The sequence below is a fragment of the Streptococcus cuniculi genome (assembly GCF_004570575.1).
In the GTDB taxonomy this organism is placed as follows: Bacteria; Bacillota; Bacilli; order Lactobacillales; family Streptococcaceae; genus Streptococcus; species Streptococcus cuniculi_A.
Window position 1 is genome coordinate 109,418 of sequence record NZ_SPPD01000001.1, and the last position, 14,666, is coordinate 124,083.

The following is a 14,666-nucleotide window of genomic DNA, read 5'->3' on the forward strand; positions in this document are numbered from 1 at the left end:
TCGTCTAATCGACATATAACGTCTGATTTTTGAGGAACAGTTGGCGGACGGTGGCATATTTCTTGAGCGATTTGAGCTCTTCTGGATGGCTGATGAGGGTGATGACAAATCCGTCCTGTCCCATGCGACCAGTCCGTCCTGCTCGGTGAGTATAGGTTTCCTTGTCTCGTGGAACTTCATAGTTAACCACGCATTCAAGACGTTCAATATCGATCCCCCGCGCAACCAAGTCTGTTACAAGAAGCAAGGTGAGGGCATGGTTTTTAAAGTTTTCCAAGATAACCTTGCGGAATTTGACATGAACGTCGCTGGCAAGAGAAACGGCTTCAATACCACGGTACTGCAATTTTTCCTCGGCACTTCCGAGGTCGGACAGAGAGTTAAAAAATACGAGGCCACGGAAATCTTCGACATGAGCGAGTTTGCGAAGCAGCTCAACCTTTTCCCGTTTGTCCACTTCGAGATAAAAGTGTTGGATGTTGGTCAACTCCATATTGTCAATGGCAATCGTGCGAGTATTGGGAGCTAGTTTGTCTGGATCAACTTGACTGGTTGCACTCATGTAAATCAACTGGTGATCACGTGGCGCGTAGCGACAAATTTTATCCACAAAAGGATATTGAGAATCGCTGAGCAATTGGTCAAATTCATCTAGGACAATGGTATTGATACTCATCATCTTAATTTTTTTAAGTTTAATCAGCTCAAAAATCCGCCCCGGAGTACCAATCAAGATTTCAGGCCCTTTTTTCAAGCGTTCGATTTGGCGCTTTTGTCTAGAGCCAGATAGGAACAACTGCGCCTGAAGTCCAATCGATTCGGCCCAGGTTTTACAGACATCAAAGATTTGCCCAGCCAGCTCAGTATTTGGTGCTAGAATCAGCAACTGCTGAGCCTTTTTGGGCTGAATGGTTAAGAGGGTCGGGAACAGATAAGCCAATGTCTTACCAGTCCCTGTCGGGCTGATTCCAAGGACTGTTTCTCCTGCATGAATTGGCTCAAACATCTGTTCTTGAATAGGGGTAAAATTGGTAAAGCCAGCCTGGTCTAGCTGATCTTGCCAACTAGCGGGAAGTGTCGTTTTCATTCACATCTCCTTCAAAATGGATATGGGCAGTCTGCCGCATGTGGTAAAGCGTGTTGTGGACTGCCTGAGCAGCTGCTAGCCAGTTTTCATAGTGGTCCGGTTGCGGGCTTGCAATCATGTCCGCAAATCGTTCCACTTCTTCTAGCATGGTGTGCGGTGCCTGCGTGATGGCAAGTAGCTCAGCATCTCCTTTTAGCGGATGGAACATAGCAGAGCTGATATGCTCGATGGTGTCCAAGGCAAGTGTTCCCTGATTAGTATAGATTTCAGCAGGAAGCGAGCTGTTGATATCTTTTCCTGTTTGAATGGTTACTTGGAAGTTAGGATAAGTCAACTGACCAGAGCCATTCAAATCCACACTATTTGGCAGTTGATGAGCAGAATAGTGGGCATCCATTGGTTCACCGAAAAGGCGAATGCAGGCATAGATAGGATAAATTCCCAAATCCATGAGAGCACCCCCGGCAAACTGACTAGAAAAGACATTTGGTGTTTTTCCAGTAAGAAGGTCAGGCATTTTGGACGAATATTTAGCATAGCTAAAATGTGCGCCCCAAACCTCCTTGTCCGCTAAAAAATCAGCAATAATAGTAAAAGCCTGTTCGTGGTAATTACGGGCGGCTTCAAAGACGAAGACGGATTGTTCTTTTGCTGTCTTCACCAAGTCAGACCATTCCTCTGGTCGTGTGACTGCTGGTTTTTCGATGATAACATGTTTCTTTGCAAGGAGGGCAGCTTTTGCTTGAGCGTAGTGGAGGGAGTTAGGACTTGCGATGTAGAGAATGTCGATTGTGCTTGTTAGAAATTCCTCCATATCTGCGTAGAGCTGAATGTCTGTGTCATAGCGTTCTGCGAATGTTCTTGCGCTTTCCATGGTCCGTGAGTAGACGGCTACCAGTTGGTATTTTTTTGTTTCATGAGCAGCTGCGATAAAATGATGCGCAATTGCTCCTGTTCCAATAATGCCTAGTTTTAACATGATGCTTCCTTTATTGATTTGATAAGATTATTATACCATGAATGAAGAGAGAATGTCGGAAGTAGAAATTGTTTGACACGGGAAGCTCATTTTATGGTACAATAGGTTGAATACAAATGAGGAGTGACTCATGGCACAAAAACCGATTATTATTGGCGTAACTGGTGGCTCAGGAGGTGGAAAAACCAGTGTTTCACGCGCCATTTTAAATAATTTCCCCAATGCCCGCATTTCGATGATCGAACACGATTCCTACTACAAAAATCAATCGCATTTGACCTTTGAAGAGCGGATTTTGACCAACTATGACCATCCCCTAGCGTTTGATACGGATTTGATGATTTATCATCTCAGTGAATTGTTGGCAGGACGTGGAGTGGATATTCCGATTTATGATTACACCCAGCATACCCGTTCTGATAAGACCTATCATCAAGAGCCACAAGATGTCTTCATTGTAGAGGGCATTCTCGTCTTAGAAGACAAGCGTCTGCGCGATTTGATGGACATTAAGATTTTTGTGGACACAGATGATGATGTGCGGATTATCCGTCGGATTAAGCGAGATATGGAAGAGCGGGGCCGTAGCCTCGATAGTGTGATTGAGCAGTATCTGGGTGTGGTGAAACCCATGTATCATCAATTTATTGAGCCAACTAAGCGCTACGCTGATATCGTCATTCCAGAAGGGGTATCCAATGTCGTAGCAATTGACCTAATCAATACCAAGGTTGAGAGTATCTTGCGTAGCCGTGGTTAGTAGAAACAAGAAGCGGATGTACTCCGTTTCTTTTTTAAAACAAATTATCAGATAATTAAAATAATACAGAAAATTATTGCAATAAGAACTAAAAAATGGTATGATAAGTTCATTCATCTACAAGGAGAAAGTCAAATGAAACGCATTTCGTCTATGAACTTATTGTTGCGACGAGGGGGCTAGTGCACAGTAGCATTAGTCCTGTTTGGCTTACCAAGCGGGCAAACATCTCGCTTGGTCAAGTGAGATGTTTTTATTTATGGAGAAAGAGGAGTAGATTATGCGTACAGTTGAATTTCTTGATACCAGTCTTCGTGACGGGGAGCAGACCCCAGGAGTGAATTTTTCGATTAAGGAAAAGATTGCCATTGCCAAGCAACTAGAAAAATGGGGTATTTCAGCCATTGAGGCAGGTTTTCCAGCAGCCAGTCCAGATTCCTTTACAGCGGTCAATGAGATTGCAAAAGCGATGAAAACAACGGCTGTGACAGGTCTGGCTCGGCTAGTCAAGTCAGACATTGATGCCTGTTATGAGGCGCTAAAAGATGCCAAATACCCGCAGATTCATGTCTTTATCGCCACCAGTCCCATTCACCGTGAGTTTAAGCTGAAAAAGACCAAGGAAGAGATTCTTGAGAATATCAAAGAATATGTCAGCTATGCTCGGTCTAAATTTGCCGTTGTTGAATTTTCACCTGAAGACGGCACGCGGACGGAGCTGGATTTTCTTTTAGAGGTTGTTCAGACTGCGGTGGACGCGGGAGCGACCTACATTAACATTCCTGATACAGTCGGCTTTACCACGCCTGAGGAATATGGGCAGCTCTTTAAGTATCTCATCGAGCATGTCACGTCAGACCATGAGATTATCTTTAGCCCTCATTGTCACGATGACCTAGGTATGGCGGTGGCAAACAGTCTTTCAGCCATTAAAAATGGGGCAGGTCGTGTGGAAGGCACGATTAATGGAATCGGTGAGCGGGCAGGAAATGCGGCTTTAGAAGAAGTAGCTGTGGCCCTTAATATCCGTGCGGACTACTATCAGGTAGAGACGGACATTGTCCTCAAGGAAACGATTAACACTTCTGAAATGGTATCACGTTTTTCTGGAATTGCCATTCCGAAGAACAAGGCTGTGGTCGGTGGGAACGCCTTTTCGCACGAGTCAGGCATTCACCAAGACGGTGTCCTTAAAAACCCACTGACCTATGAAATTATTACGCCAGAATTGGTCGGTGTCAAGAGCAATAGCCTACCGCTTGGCAAACTCTCTGGTCGCCATGCTTTTGTGGAGAAATTAAAAGAATTAGCGCTGGAATTTGACGAAGTAGAAATCAATGAACTCTTCAGCAAGTTTAAGGCCTTGGCGGATAAAAAACAAGAGATTACCGATGCCGATATTCGTGCCTTGATTGCAGGGGTGACCGTGGAAAATCCAGAAGGCTTCCACTTTGATGACTTGACCCTTGCAGTCGACGGCGAGCAGATGATGGCGATGGTTCGCTTGGTCAATGCTGATAGCGAGAAAGTCGAATGTCAGGCAACTGGCAAAGGTAGTGTTGAAGCGATTTTCAATGCCATTGATGACTTTTTCCATCAAGAAGTCAAACTCTTGTCTTACAATATTGAGGCGGTGACGGATGGAATCGACTCGCAGGCGCGTGTCTTGGTGACGGTTGAAAATCAGGCAACAGAGACGATTTTCAATGCCTCAGGGCTAGATTTTGATGTCTTGAAAGCGAGTGCTATTGCCTATATCCATGCCAATATCTTTGTCCAAAAAGAAAATGAGGGAAGCATTGGGCAAACCGTATCCTATCGTGATATACTAGAGTAGTTGAGGAGGAAGCTATGAAAAAAACAATCGTTGCCCTTGCAGGTGACGGCATTGGACCTGAAATAATGGCGGCGGGCTTGCAGGTGCTAGAAGCAGTCAGGTCAAGCCTTGGTTTTGAATATGAAGTGGTGGAAAAGGCTTTTGGTGGTGCAGGGATTGTGGCCAAAGGACACCCGCTTCCCCAAGATACCTTGGAGGCTTGTAGAAGGGCAGATGCGATCCTTCTTGCTGCTATTGGCAGCCCTAAATATGACCATGCCTTGGTTCGACCAGAGCAAGGGTTGCTAGCACTTCGTAAGGAACTAGGGCTGTATGCCAATATTCGTCCGGTGACCATCTTCCCTGCTTTGAAACATCTCTCGCCTTTGAAAGAGGAGCGAATTGCCGATGTGGATTTTGTCCTTGTGCGCGAGTTGACAGGCGGGATTTACTTTGGTGACCATGAGTTACAAGAAGATGTAGCACGTGATGTTAATAAGTATCAGGCCTTTGAGATTGAGCGGATTCTGCGTCAGGCCTTTGAATTAGCCAGAATACGGAAGAAAAAAGTGACCAGCATTGACAAGCAAAATGTCCTTGCCACTTCAAAATTGTGGCGAAGAGTGGCGGAACGCATTGCTCAAGACTATCCTGATGTGGTCTTGGAGCACCAATTAGTTGATAGCGCAGCTATGGTGATGATTACCCATCCTGATCGATTTGATGTACTGGTGACGGAAAATCTCTTCGGTGATATTTTGTCAGATGAGGCGAGTGTTTTGTCTGGGACGCTAGGGGTCATGCCGTCTGCCAGTCACGGAACCGGGGCTAGTCTCTACGAGCCAATTCATGGCTCTGCTCCTGATATTGCAGGGCAGGGGATTGCCAATCCCGTCAGCATGATTTTGTCCGTTGCTATGATGCTGCGTGATAGTTTTGGAGAAGGTGTAGTCGCTCAAAAGATAGAAGATGCGGTTGCAGCCAGTTTTGCGGAGGGCATCTTGACAAGAGATTTAGGAGGAAATGCCTCTACCCTTGAAGCGGTAGATGCAATTATAAAACACTTATGACAATCAAACAAATGGTGAGTATGGCCCTCGTGGTCTGGAATTTAATCGTCTTTACCACCTATGGCTTGGACAAGGGAAAAGCACGGCAACAAGCCTATCGCATCCCTGAGAAAACCTTGCTTGCAATGAGTATTATGGGTGGAGGTCCGGGGGCTTGGGCTGGTGGAGTCTGTTTTCATCATAAGACGCGGAAATGGTATTTTCAATTGGCTTGGTTCCTCGGGTTAATCATCGACGGAGCAATCATTTACTGGATTTGGGGGTAGAATGGCTGGAAAATCGATTTTAGATAAGGTCTGGGAGCGCCATGTCATTACAGGAAAAGAGGGGCAACCCCAGCTCATGTACGTTGACCAACATTATATTCATGAGGTGACGAGCCCTCAGGCTTTTCAAGGCTTGCGTGATGCAGGTAGACGCCTGCGGAGGCCTGATTTGACTTACGGAACCTTTGATCATAATGTGCCCACGGTCAATATCTATGATATTCGGGATGTGATTTCAAAAGCACAGATGGACAAATTAGCGGAAAATGTGGTCGAATTTGGCATTGACTGCGCTGATCATGGCTCCGAACTCCAAGGTATTGTCCACATGATTGGGCCAGAAACAGGGCGTACCCAACCAGGGAAGTTCATCGTCTGTGGAGATAGCCATACGGCAACGCACGGTGCCTTTGGTGCCTTGGCTTTTGGAATTGGAACGAGTGAAGTCGAGCATGTCTTTGCGACTCAGACTATCTGGCAAGTTAAGCCTAAAAAACTCTTGGTCGAATTTGTCGGTCAGCCCCAAAAAGGAGTCTATGCCAAGGATTTTATTCTCGCCTTGATTGCACAGCATGGGGTTGGAGTGGGAGTTGGCTATGCAGTGGAATACTGCGGTGATGCAATCGAATGCCTCAGCATGGAAGAACGCATGACCATTTGCAATATGTCCATTGAATTTGGTTCAAAAATTGGTATGATGAATCCCGACCAAACAACCTATGACTATGTAAGGCAGACAGCAAATGCTCCGCGTGATATGGAAGCAGCAATTGCTGACTGGCAAACCTTGGTTTCAGATGACGATGCGGTTTACGACAAGGTCATTCGTATGGATGTATCCAGCTTAGCACCTATGGTGACTTGGGGAACCAATCCCTCTATGGGGGTTGCGGTCGGTGAACCATTTCCAGCTATTAAGGACATGAATGACGAGCGGGCTTATCAATACATGGGAACCCGCCCAGGGCAGAAGATTGAAGAAATTGAACTGGGCTATATCTTCATTGGCTCCTGTACCAATGCGCGCTTGAGTGATTTGGAGCTGGCAGCCAAATTTGTCAAGGGCAAGAAAATTGCTCCCCATGTGACAGCTATTGTTGTGCCGGGGAGCCGACCTGTCAAGCGAGCGGCTGAAAAATTGGGCTTGGACAAGATTTTTCTCGAAGCCGGCTTTGAATGGCGAGATCCGGGCTGCTCCATGTGCTTGGGCATGAATCCAGACAAGGTACCAGACGGTGTGCACTGTGCCTCGACCAGTAATCGAAATTTTGAAGATCGACAAGGTTTTGGCGCTAAGACCCATCTGTGCAGTCCTGCCATGGCAGCAGCTGCCGCCATCGCTGGTCGCTTCGTTGATGTCAGAAAACTGGAGGAGGTAGGCTGATATGGAACCCTTTACGACTTATACAGGAACGACGGTTCCGCTGATGAATGATAATATTGATACGGACCAGATTCTCCCCAAGCAGTTTCTCAAGCTGATTGATAAGAAAGGGTTTGGCAAGTACCTCATGTATGCTTGGCGTTACTTGGACCATGCCTATACAGAAAATCCTGATTTTGTGTTTAACAGGGACGAATACCGTCAGGCGACCATTTTAGTGACAGGGGATAATTTTGGAGCAGGTTCCTCCCGAGAACACGCGGCTTGGGCTCTGTCTGATTATGGGTTTAGGGTCGTGATTGCAGGTTCTTTTGGAGATATTCACTACAATAATGAATTGAACAATGGCATCTTGCCCATTGTCCAGCCAAGGGAAGTCCGTGAGAAATTAGCAAATCTTTCCCCTGCTGATGAAGTGACCGTTGATTTAGAAAAGCAGGTTATCCTTTCACCTGTGGGCGAATTTCACTTTGACATTGACAGCGAGTGGAAATACAAGCTTTTAAATGGCTTAGATGATATCGGTATCACCCTTCAATATGAGGAGTTGATTGCTGCTTATGAACGCAATCGCCCTGCCTATTGGAGAAAAGACGAGGAAGAAAAAGCATCAGGAAAAGAAAGAATTTCATCAGAAAAGAGGGGCTAGGCCCCTCTTTTTGCCCGCTTTTATGCTATAATAAGAGCTATGTTAGAACAAGAAAAAAAATCAACCTATGACTTACTCTTAGCCCAGTTAGCAGGGCTTCTTGACGGCGAACGCAATGCTTTGGCCAACCTGTCCAACAGCGCAGCCCTCCTTAATCAGACGCTTCCTGATTCTGTCTTTACAGGCTATTATCTCTTTGACGGGACAGAATTGATTTTAGGGCCTTTTCAAGGCAGCGTTTCCTGTGTTCATATTGCACTTGGAAAGGGTGTCTGTGGCCAGTCTGCTCAAGAAAGCAGAACCATCATCGTAGACGATGTGCGGACCCACGCTAACTATATTTCCTGCGATGCGGCAGCGTTGTCTGAGATTGTTGTGCCCATGATGAAAAATGGGCAACTGTTGGGAGTGCTTGACCTTGACTCTCGTTTGGTGGCGGATTACGATGCCATCGACAAGGAATATCTCGAGCGATTCGTAGCTCTCTTGGTAGAGGGGACGGATTGGAATTTTGCCATGTTTGGAGAAAAAAACTAATGTATCAAGCCCTTTATCGGAAATACCGTAGCCAAACCTTTGGCGAAATGGTCGGGCAAGAAGTGGTTGCAACCACCCTCAAGCAGGCCATTGAACAAGAAAAAATCAGCCATGCCTATCTCTTTTCTGGACCTCGTGGAACAGGAAAGACATCTGCTGCTAAAATTTTCGCCAAGGCCATGAACTGCCCCAATCAAGTAGGTGGAGAGCCTTGTAATGACTGCTACATCTGTAAAGCCATTACGGAAGGCAGTTTGGAAGATGTGATTGAGATTGATGCGGCTTCAAATAACGGGGTTGATGAAATCCGTGATATTCGGGATAAGTCTACCTATGCGCCGAGCCTTGCTCGCTATAAGGTATACATTATTGATGAGGTTCACATGCTCTCAACAGGGGCATTTAACGCCCTCTTGAAAACCTTGGAAGAGCCGACTGAAAATGTGGTCTTTATCCTTGCGACGACAGAACTTCATAAGATTCCAGCGACGATTTTGTCGCGGGTACAACGCTTTGAATTTAAGTCGATTAAGGTAGGAGACATCACGCGCCACTTGGCAAATATCCTTAAGCAAGAAGAAATCGGCTTTGATGATCAGGCACTTGCCATGATTGCCCGTCGTGCTGAAGGTGGGATGCGAGATGCCTTGTCTATCTTGGATCAGGCCCTTAGCCTCAGTGCAGACCATGATTTGACTCTTGAGGTGGCAGAAGAGATTACAGGTTCGATTGGTCTCAAGGCCCTCGATGCCTATATGGAAAGTATCCGTGAAGAGGATGCTCCGACAGCCTTACAGCATTTACAGACCATTTTTGATAATGGAAAGAGTATGATTCGCTTTACGACAGATGTTCTCTATTATTTGCGCGACCTCTTGATTGTGCAGACAGGTGGGGAAAATCCTCATACCAGCACAGTTTTTGCAGACAATCTCCAAATGGGGCAAGAACGGATTTTCACCATGATTGAGACAGTTACCCGCGCTTTAGCGGATATCAAGACTAGTCCTCAGCCGAAGATTTATGCGGAAATGATGACCATTCGCTTGGCAGAAGATAAGCGCCAAGAGGTCAAGCAAGGACAGGTGGCTATTCCAGACAATCTGTGGGAACAGCTTCAAGCCCTCCAAGCTCAGGTCCAATCCCTGCAACAACAACTAGCCAGTCTTGGCAAACAGCCACTAGAGGTCAAGCCAGTTTCACGTAAACCACAAGCCAATAAAAAATACCGTCCAGATACCAATAGGGTTCAGGCTATTTTACAAGAAGCCATGGAAAATCCAAGCCTGGCGCGGGAAAATTTGACCCGCTTGCAAAACGCTTGGGGAGAAATTATCGAAAGTCTATCAGGGGCAGACAAGGCCTTGTTGGGTGGTTCTCAACCTGTTGCGGCCAATGAACACCATGCTATTCTTGCTTTTGAATCAGCCTTTAATGCTGAACAAACCATGAAACGGGAAAATTTAGATGCCATGTTTGGAAATATCCTGAGTAAGGCAGCAGGTTTTTCACCCCACATTTTAGCCATTGCACACGAAGATTGGCTAGCCATTCGGGCGGAATTTTCTGCCAAGGCAAAAGGACAAAAAGAAGCGACACCAGCAGTCGAAGAAGAGCCACTCGTCCCAGAAGCTTTCCAATTCCTAGCAGATACGGTCACGATTGTGGAAGATTAACCTTCAGACAGACCAACATACAAAAAATCAGCCTTGGAGCTGATTTTTTGATATACTAGAACTATGAGAGTAACACAATTTATCTTTCTTGCCATTACCACAGCCCTTGCGACTTACTGGATGAATGAGGCGCTTTTTGCGCGTGAATATTTTTGGGCGACTATTTATGGATTCTTTGTCTTACGGAATCTTCGGTTTAGCTATCGGGTGAGCAAGGTGATTCAGGTCTTGGAGCATCGGACCAAGAAGAAAGACTGATTTCGCCACTGGAGAGAGTTCTTAGTGATCCGTCTTCCAGTTTGACTTGTAAGGCTCCGCTATCGGTAATAGCGTAAGCTACTCCGTAATAGTGTTGATGTTGTTGTGAAAAGGTCACTTGTTTTCCTAGGACAAGTGATTTTTCTTTGTATAAAGCCAACAATTCTTCTTCACTGGTGGTGAAAAAGATACGCCAGATTTCTGTAATCAACTGACTGCGCGTGATAGGAGGTCTTTCTGTAAAAAGGCTGGTTGCGGTTTGCTTTAGCCCTGCGGGTAAATCAGGTAGGTGAAAATTCAGTCCCACCCCTATCATCATATCCGTCACCACCCGAGCTTCAATAGAGGAGACAGCTTCGGTTAAAATACCCGCGAATTTCTTGCCATTGAGGTAGATGTCATTGACCCATTTAATCTCGACAGCAATACCAGTAAGCTGGTCAATCGCTTTGACAATGGCTGCCGCAACGAGGAGGGTATAGGGCTTCACGTCTTGAAAGCTAGCTTCTGGACGCAAGTGCAGGGTCATGTAAATCCCCCCTGTTTCAGCTGCAAAAAAGGCTCTGCCAAACCGCCCCTGTGCTTGGGTTTGAGACGGTGCTAGGTAGAGGGCAGGGCTCTCATCTTGTCGCTCAATGCCACGCTTAGCATCGAGTTGGGTCGAGGCGCTGTCTTTGTTTAAATGAACAGGGATGTTCAGTGCCTGTTCAATCTCTTCAACAAGCAATAAATCGCCTTGTTCCAAACGATAGCCACGATTGGGTCCTGCCTTGATAACAAGACCTTGCTTTTCTAATTGCTGAATGCCTTTCCAGACAGAGGTCCTTGAGATGCCGAGTTCCTGGGCCAATTCTTCTCCGCTAACGTAGTCACTTGCCTTCAATAGAATCGTATAAATTTTTTCGTAGGTTTTCATATTGTTATTATAACAAAAAAAGCGGACGATCATGGTATAATAAAGAAAGTAAAAAAGGATACAAAGCAAAGGAGTAGCAAATGAATACAATTGATTATCTTGTGAGATTAACCAATACCCCGTCCCCAACAGGCTATACAAGAGCCATTATGGACTATATCCAGTCTGAGCTGGCAGGCTTTGGCTATCAAGCAGTCAAAACGGCAAAGGGTGGTGTCATGGTCAGTGTCGCAGGATCAGATGAGAGCAAACATCGGGTGGTTACAGCGCATTTGGATACCTTGGGAGCTATGGTGCGGGCTATTAAGCCAGACGGGCGCTTGAAGATGGATCTCATCGGTGGCTTTGGCTATCCTTCTATCGAAGGGGAAAACTGCTTGATTCATGTCGCTAAAAATGGCAAGACCTATACAGGGACCATTCTCATGCACCAGACATCTGTCCATGTCTATGCTGATGCCAAAACGGCAGAGCGCAATCAGACCAACATGGAAATTCGCCTCGATGAAAAGGTGACTTCTGCCGACGAAACACGTGCCTTGGGCATTGAGGTAGGAGATTTCATTTCCTTTGATCCACGGACAGTGATGACAGACAGTGGCTTTATTAAGAGCCGTCATTTGGATGATAAGGTATCGGCATCCATTTTGATTAACCTGCTCAAGGTCTACAAGGAAGAAGGGATTGTCCTTCCCTATACGACACATTTTTATTTTTCAAATAACGAAGAAATCGGCTATGGGGCTAATTCCAGCTTGCCTGAGCAGGTAGTGGAATACTTGGCAGTGGATATGGGAGCAATGGGAGATGACCAGCAGACCGATGAATACACGGTGTCAATCTGTGTCAAAGATGCCTCAGGACCTTACCACTATGAATTGCGCCAGCATCTGGTTGCCCTTGCGAAAGAGCATGCCATTCCTTACAAACTAGACATCTATCCTTATTATGGTTCGGATGCTTCAGCTGCTATGCACGCAGGAGCAGATGTCAAACACGCCCTCCTTGGTGCCGGAATTGAGTCCAGCCATTCCTACGAGCGTACCCATATCGACTCCATTCAAGCAACGGAGAAAATGGTCGATGTGTATTTGAAATCGCGTATGGTGGAGTGAGGTCTTTGGAAAACGGAAGGGATAGAGGTGTATTGCCTCAAAGCAAAGGAAGAGTCTAATAGCAATACGAAAAAGCATTTAAAGGCTGGTGACTAAGTTGAAATTAGGGAAATTAAAAGAAGGAGACATTAGAGAATTATGGAAACTATGATGAGCTTATCACTGAAGTCATAGATAAAACAGTTGCTATTCGGAATGCTTTTAAAAAATCGTTTATAGTGAACGGTTGGTGCTAAAAATTGGAAATAGAGATGTAGACAGATTTGTTTTTAGATAGCACATAAGGAAGCGTGCTTGGGACAAAAAGATTTTCACATTCGAAAATCTATAAATTCATATAGCATCTTTTACTAAAAGATATACAAAAAACGAACAAGGGAGAAGTTTAAGATTTTAACGCATCCGTTGTTCGTTTTTTAATCAGACTTTTGTCCCAAGACCAGTCTCTTTTGCGTTACTATTGACGGCATCATACCTTTTAAAAAACTTGACAATCTGTCTTGCTTTAGCGGACTACGACCGCGTATTTTCGAGCCGTATAGATTTTTTCAAATGTTGAACGACTCAGCCAATAGGAACCACCTATTGGATCAGATACATGAACTTGATTCGTCAACTGATTAAATCCGTCTAGTGTAACGGCGTGGTTATTATTGACTGCTGGACCAAATGGCCATGAGCCCCGGCGAACAGGTTGGAAGTTAATTGTGACCCAAGTTACCACAGGATTCCCTGCTTTTACCTCATCGAGAAGAGAATCTACTGAACTCCCTGAAATATCTTGAACATTTGGGTGGTATTGTTTCGCCCAAGTGGTTAAAGGAGCAGGATAAATGGCTGAGTATACATAGCGGTGTTCTTCAAATGGACTACCGACAAAGCCACTATTTGGATTTCCGTTAGGAGATTTAGGGATGGTCTTTAAAAATTGTACCAACCCCCAGTCAGTTAGCTTCCCTTTGTACTGTAAAGCTTGCAGTAATGATGCACCTTCACAGCCACTTGGAGCACCAAAAGCGTACTGTTTGTAATTTTTTACTCCAAGTAATCGATAGTTATCAGTAGAAGGAGTAGCTCCTCCTTCAGCATACCAAGCAATTCCCTCATACTTCCAGCCATGCTGACTGACGAGTATATCTTTTTCATTCGTATCAAGTGTCACAAAATGAGAACCGACACCTGCTTTTGGATTGTATAGCCTATAGACCGGCTTAGATCCACTTGAATAATAAGCAATTCCTTCGGCTTTCCAACCATGTTTTGAGGTGAGCACTTTTATTTCATAAGTATCCTGAGTATAGAGATGTTCCCCAGATTTAGGATTGTAAACGCGATAGACTGGTTTTTCAGATAACTGTGCAGCCTGCCAAGCGATACCCTCATATACCCAATCTTTTGATAACTTGGGAAGTTGGTCTTTTTCATGAGCATCTTGAGTATAGAGGTGCTCCATACTTCTGGTGTTGTAGAGTCGATAGACTGGGTTTGTCGGTTTGTCTGCAACATCACCTGCACTTTCTTGGCGGCTTGGGCCACCTAATTCTCTAGGTGCTTGAGTATTATCTGCCTCATACTTCCCAGCCTTTTGAGCTGGCTCTAACACCACAAGCTCCCCATTAATCATCACTGAGCTTCCAACTGCTTCTCTGTATATCTCCGTAATTCCTCCCTCATCAGAAGGATTTGGATTATTTTCTTGAGCATTTTCAATAGCCTGTTGATTTGAAGAATCAGTAGCTGTTATTGCAGATGCTTCTGGTGAATGTCGAGGATTTTCTTGTGGAGCCTGAGCCTCTTGGCTGATATCAGGCTTGTTTTCAGTTTCACTGGTGTTCGTGTTTGCTGTTTGTTGAGCATAAACGGTATGAGGATGACTGTTCAGACTTACTGGAGCTTCCCCAAGAGCCAAAATAGCTATGGCTCCTGTTGCAATGATGTGTTTTTGAGTGATAGGTTTCATAAAATTTTTCAGTTCTCTCCTAGAGTAAATAGACGATAAGTCAGAATAATGAAGTCAGTATTAATCCAGTCCGTCAAAGGTGAACTGAAACACTTGAACGGTGCTACTGACCATCTTATTTTCTGTGCAGTCCCTCAACTAGCTACAGGTTCGATAAATCTGGAAATGAAATATAGGAACGAAGTTAAAAAAC

General features: G+C 45.2%; 14 protein-coding genes. 10 read left to right on the plus strand and 4 right to left on the minus strand.

The annotated features are described in order from the left end of the window. Nucleotides 1-4: 4 nt before the first annotated feature. On the minus strand, nt 5-1,087 hold the full coding sequence (locus E4T82_RS00555) for a DEAD/DEAH box helicase (protein WP_135180970.1): 1,083 nt from the start codon (nt 1,085-1,087) through the stop codon (nt 5-7). After that, nucleotides 1,065-2,066 (minus strand): Gfo/Idh/MocA family protein, encoded by a 1,002-nt coding sequence (locus tag E4T82_RS00560; protein ID WP_135180971.1) that lies wholly within the window; start codon nt 2,064-2,066, stop codon nt 1,065-1,067. Before E4T82_RS00560 ends, E4T82_RS00555 begins: the two co-directional genes overlap by 23 nt. A gap of 130 nt (nt 2,067-2,196) precedes the next feature. Here E4T82_RS00560 and udk point away from each other — a divergent pair, with 130 nt between their 5' ends. From udk to E4T82_RS00605, 9 genes are all read left to right on the plus strand, one after another. Beyond that, nucleotides 2,197-2,826 (plus strand): uridine kinase, encoded by a 630-nt coding sequence (gene udk / locus E4T82_RS00565; RefSeq protein WP_075104498.1) that lies wholly within the window; start codon nt 2,197-2,199, stop codon nt 2,824-2,826. Nucleotides 2,827-3,106: 280 nt separating this feature from the next. Beyond that, the gene (locus E4T82_RS00570; protein ID WP_135180972.1) at nt 3,107-4,663 is read left to right on the plus strand and encodes a 2-isopropylmalate synthase; all 1,557 of its coding nucleotides are present in this window, start codon (nt 3,107-3,109) and stop codon (nt 4,661-4,663) included. Nucleotides 4,664-4,677: 14 nt separating this feature from the next. After that, on the plus strand, nt 4,678-5,712 hold the full coding sequence (gene leuB, locus E4T82_RS00575; protein WP_135180973.1) for a 3-isopropylmalate dehydrogenase: 1,035 nt from the start codon (nt 4,678-4,680) through the stop codon (nt 5,710-5,712). Beyond that, nucleotides 5,709-5,978 carry a DUF1294 domain-containing protein gene (locus tag E4T82_RS00580; RefSeq protein WP_135180974.1) on the plus strand — a complete coding sequence of 90 codons (270 nt, stop codon included), beginning with the start codon at nt 5,709-5,711 and terminating at the stop codon, nt 5,976-5,978. Before leuB ends, E4T82_RS00580 begins: the two co-directional genes overlap by 4 nt. A gap of 1 nt (nt 5,979) precedes the next feature. Beyond that, entirely contained in the window at nt 5,980-7,362 is a 1,383-nt protein-coding gene (gene leuC / locus E4T82_RS00585; protein WP_135180975.1) for a 3-isopropylmalate dehydratase large subunit, read from the plus strand. Nucleotide 7,363: 1 nt separating this feature from the next. Then, the gene (gene leuD, locus E4T82_RS00590) at nt 7,364-8,011 is read left to right on the plus strand and encodes a 3-isopropylmalate dehydratase small subunit (protein ID WP_135180976.1); all 648 of its coding nucleotides are present in this window, start codon (nt 7,364-7,366) and stop codon (nt 8,009-8,011) included. A 39-nt stretch (nt 8,012-8,050) separates the two neighbouring features. Continuing rightward, nucleotides 8,051-8,548 (plus strand): GAF domain-containing protein, encoded by a 498-nt coding sequence (locus E4T82_RS00595; protein WP_135180977.1) that lies wholly within the window; start codon nt 8,051-8,053, stop codon nt 8,546-8,548. After that, entirely contained in the window at nt 8,548-10,224 is a 1,677-nt protein-coding gene (gene dnaX, locus E4T82_RS00600; protein WP_135180978.1) for a DNA polymerase III subunit gamma/tau, read from the plus strand. The genes E4T82_RS00595 and dnaX overlap by 1 nt, the downstream gene beginning before the upstream one ends. A gap of 63 nt (nt 10,225-10,287) precedes the next feature. Then, nucleotides 10,288-10,482: a DUF3272 family protein gene (locus tag E4T82_RS00605; protein ID WP_135180979.1), complete on the plus strand. Its 195-nt coding sequence runs from the start codon at nt 10,288-10,290 to the stop codon at nt 10,480-10,482. On the opposite strand, the gene birA is transcribed toward E4T82_RS00605, so the two are convergent. After that, on the minus strand, nt 10,421-11,398 hold the full coding sequence (gene birA, locus E4T82_RS00610) for a bifunctional biotin--[acetyl-CoA-carboxylase] ligase/biotin operon repressor BirA (protein ID WP_135180980.1): 978 nt from the start codon (nt 11,396-11,398) through the stop codon (nt 10,421-10,423). The genes E4T82_RS00605 and birA overlap by 62 nt on opposite strands. Before the next feature lie 80 nt (nt 11,399-11,478). Here birA and E4T82_RS00615 point away from each other — a divergent pair, with 80 nt between their 5' ends. Then, entirely contained in the window at nt 11,479-12,513 is a 1,035-nt protein-coding gene (locus E4T82_RS00615; RefSeq protein ID WP_135180981.1) for a M42 family metallopeptidase, read from the plus strand. Nucleotides 12,514-13,018: 505 nt separating this feature from the next. On the opposite strand, the gene E4T82_RS00620 is transcribed toward E4T82_RS00615, so the two are convergent. Next, complete coding sequence (locus E4T82_RS00620; protein WP_228065004.1) at nt 13,019-14,473, minus strand: C39 family peptidase; 1,455 nt, start codon at nt 14,471-14,473, stop codon at nt 13,019-13,021. Nucleotides 14,474-14,666 lie beyond the last annotated feature (193 nt).

Excerpts from the sequence above, each read along its gene's own strand:
- dnaX (WP_135180978.1), top strand. The coding sequence starts at position 8,548 with ATGTATCAAGCCCTTTATCGGAAATACCGTAGCCAAACCTTTGGCGAA.
- E4T82_RS00615 (WP_135180981.1), top strand. The coding sequence starts at position 11,479 with ATGAATACAATTGATTATCTTGTGAGATTAACCAATACCCCGTCCCCA.
- E4T82_RS00595 (WP_135180977.1), top strand. The coding sequence starts at position 8,051 with ATGTTAGAACAAGAAAAAAAATCAACCTATGACTTACTCTTAGCCCAG.
- E4T82_RS00570 (WP_135180972.1), top strand. The coding sequence starts at position 3,107 with ATGCGTACAGTTGAATTTCTTGATACCAGTCTTCGTGACGGGGAGCAG.
- E4T82_RS00560 (WP_135180971.1), bottom strand. The coding sequence starts at position 2,066 with ATGTTAAAACTAGGCATTATTGGAACAGGAGCAATTGCGCATCATTTT.
- E4T82_RS00555 (WP_135180970.1), bottom strand. The coding sequence starts at position 1,087 with ATGAAAACGACACTTCCCGCTAGTTGGCAAGATCAGCTAGACCAGGCT.
- E4T82_RS00605 (WP_135180979.1), top strand. The coding sequence starts at position 10,288 with ATGAGAGTAACACAATTTATCTTTCTTGCCATTACCACAGCCCTTGCG.
- leuD (WP_135180976.1), top strand. The coding sequence starts at position 7,364 with ATGGAACCCTTTACGACTTATACAGGAACGACGGTTCCGCTGATGAAT.
- E4T82_RS00620 (WP_228065004.1), bottom strand. The coding sequence starts at position 14,473 with ATGAAACCTATCACTCAAAAACACATCATTGCAACAGGAGCCATAGCT.
- udk (WP_075104498.1), top strand. The coding sequence starts at position 2,197 with ATGGCACAAAAACCGATTATTATTGGCGTAACTGGTGGCTCAGGAGGT.
- leuB (WP_135180973.1), top strand. The coding sequence starts at position 4,678 with ATGAAAAAAACAATCGTTGCCCTTGCAGGTGACGGCATTGGACCTGAA.
- leuC (WP_135180975.1), top strand. The coding sequence starts at position 5,980 with ATGGCTGGAAAATCGATTTTAGATAAGGTCTGGGAGCGCCATGTCATT.
- E4T82_RS00580 (WP_135180974.1), top strand. The coding sequence starts at position 5,709 with ATGACAATCAAACAAATGGTGAGTATGGCCCTCGTGGTCTGGAATTTA.
- birA (WP_135180980.1), bottom strand. The coding sequence starts at position 11,398 with ATGAAAACCTACGAAAAAATTTATACGATTCTATTGAAGGCAAGTGAC.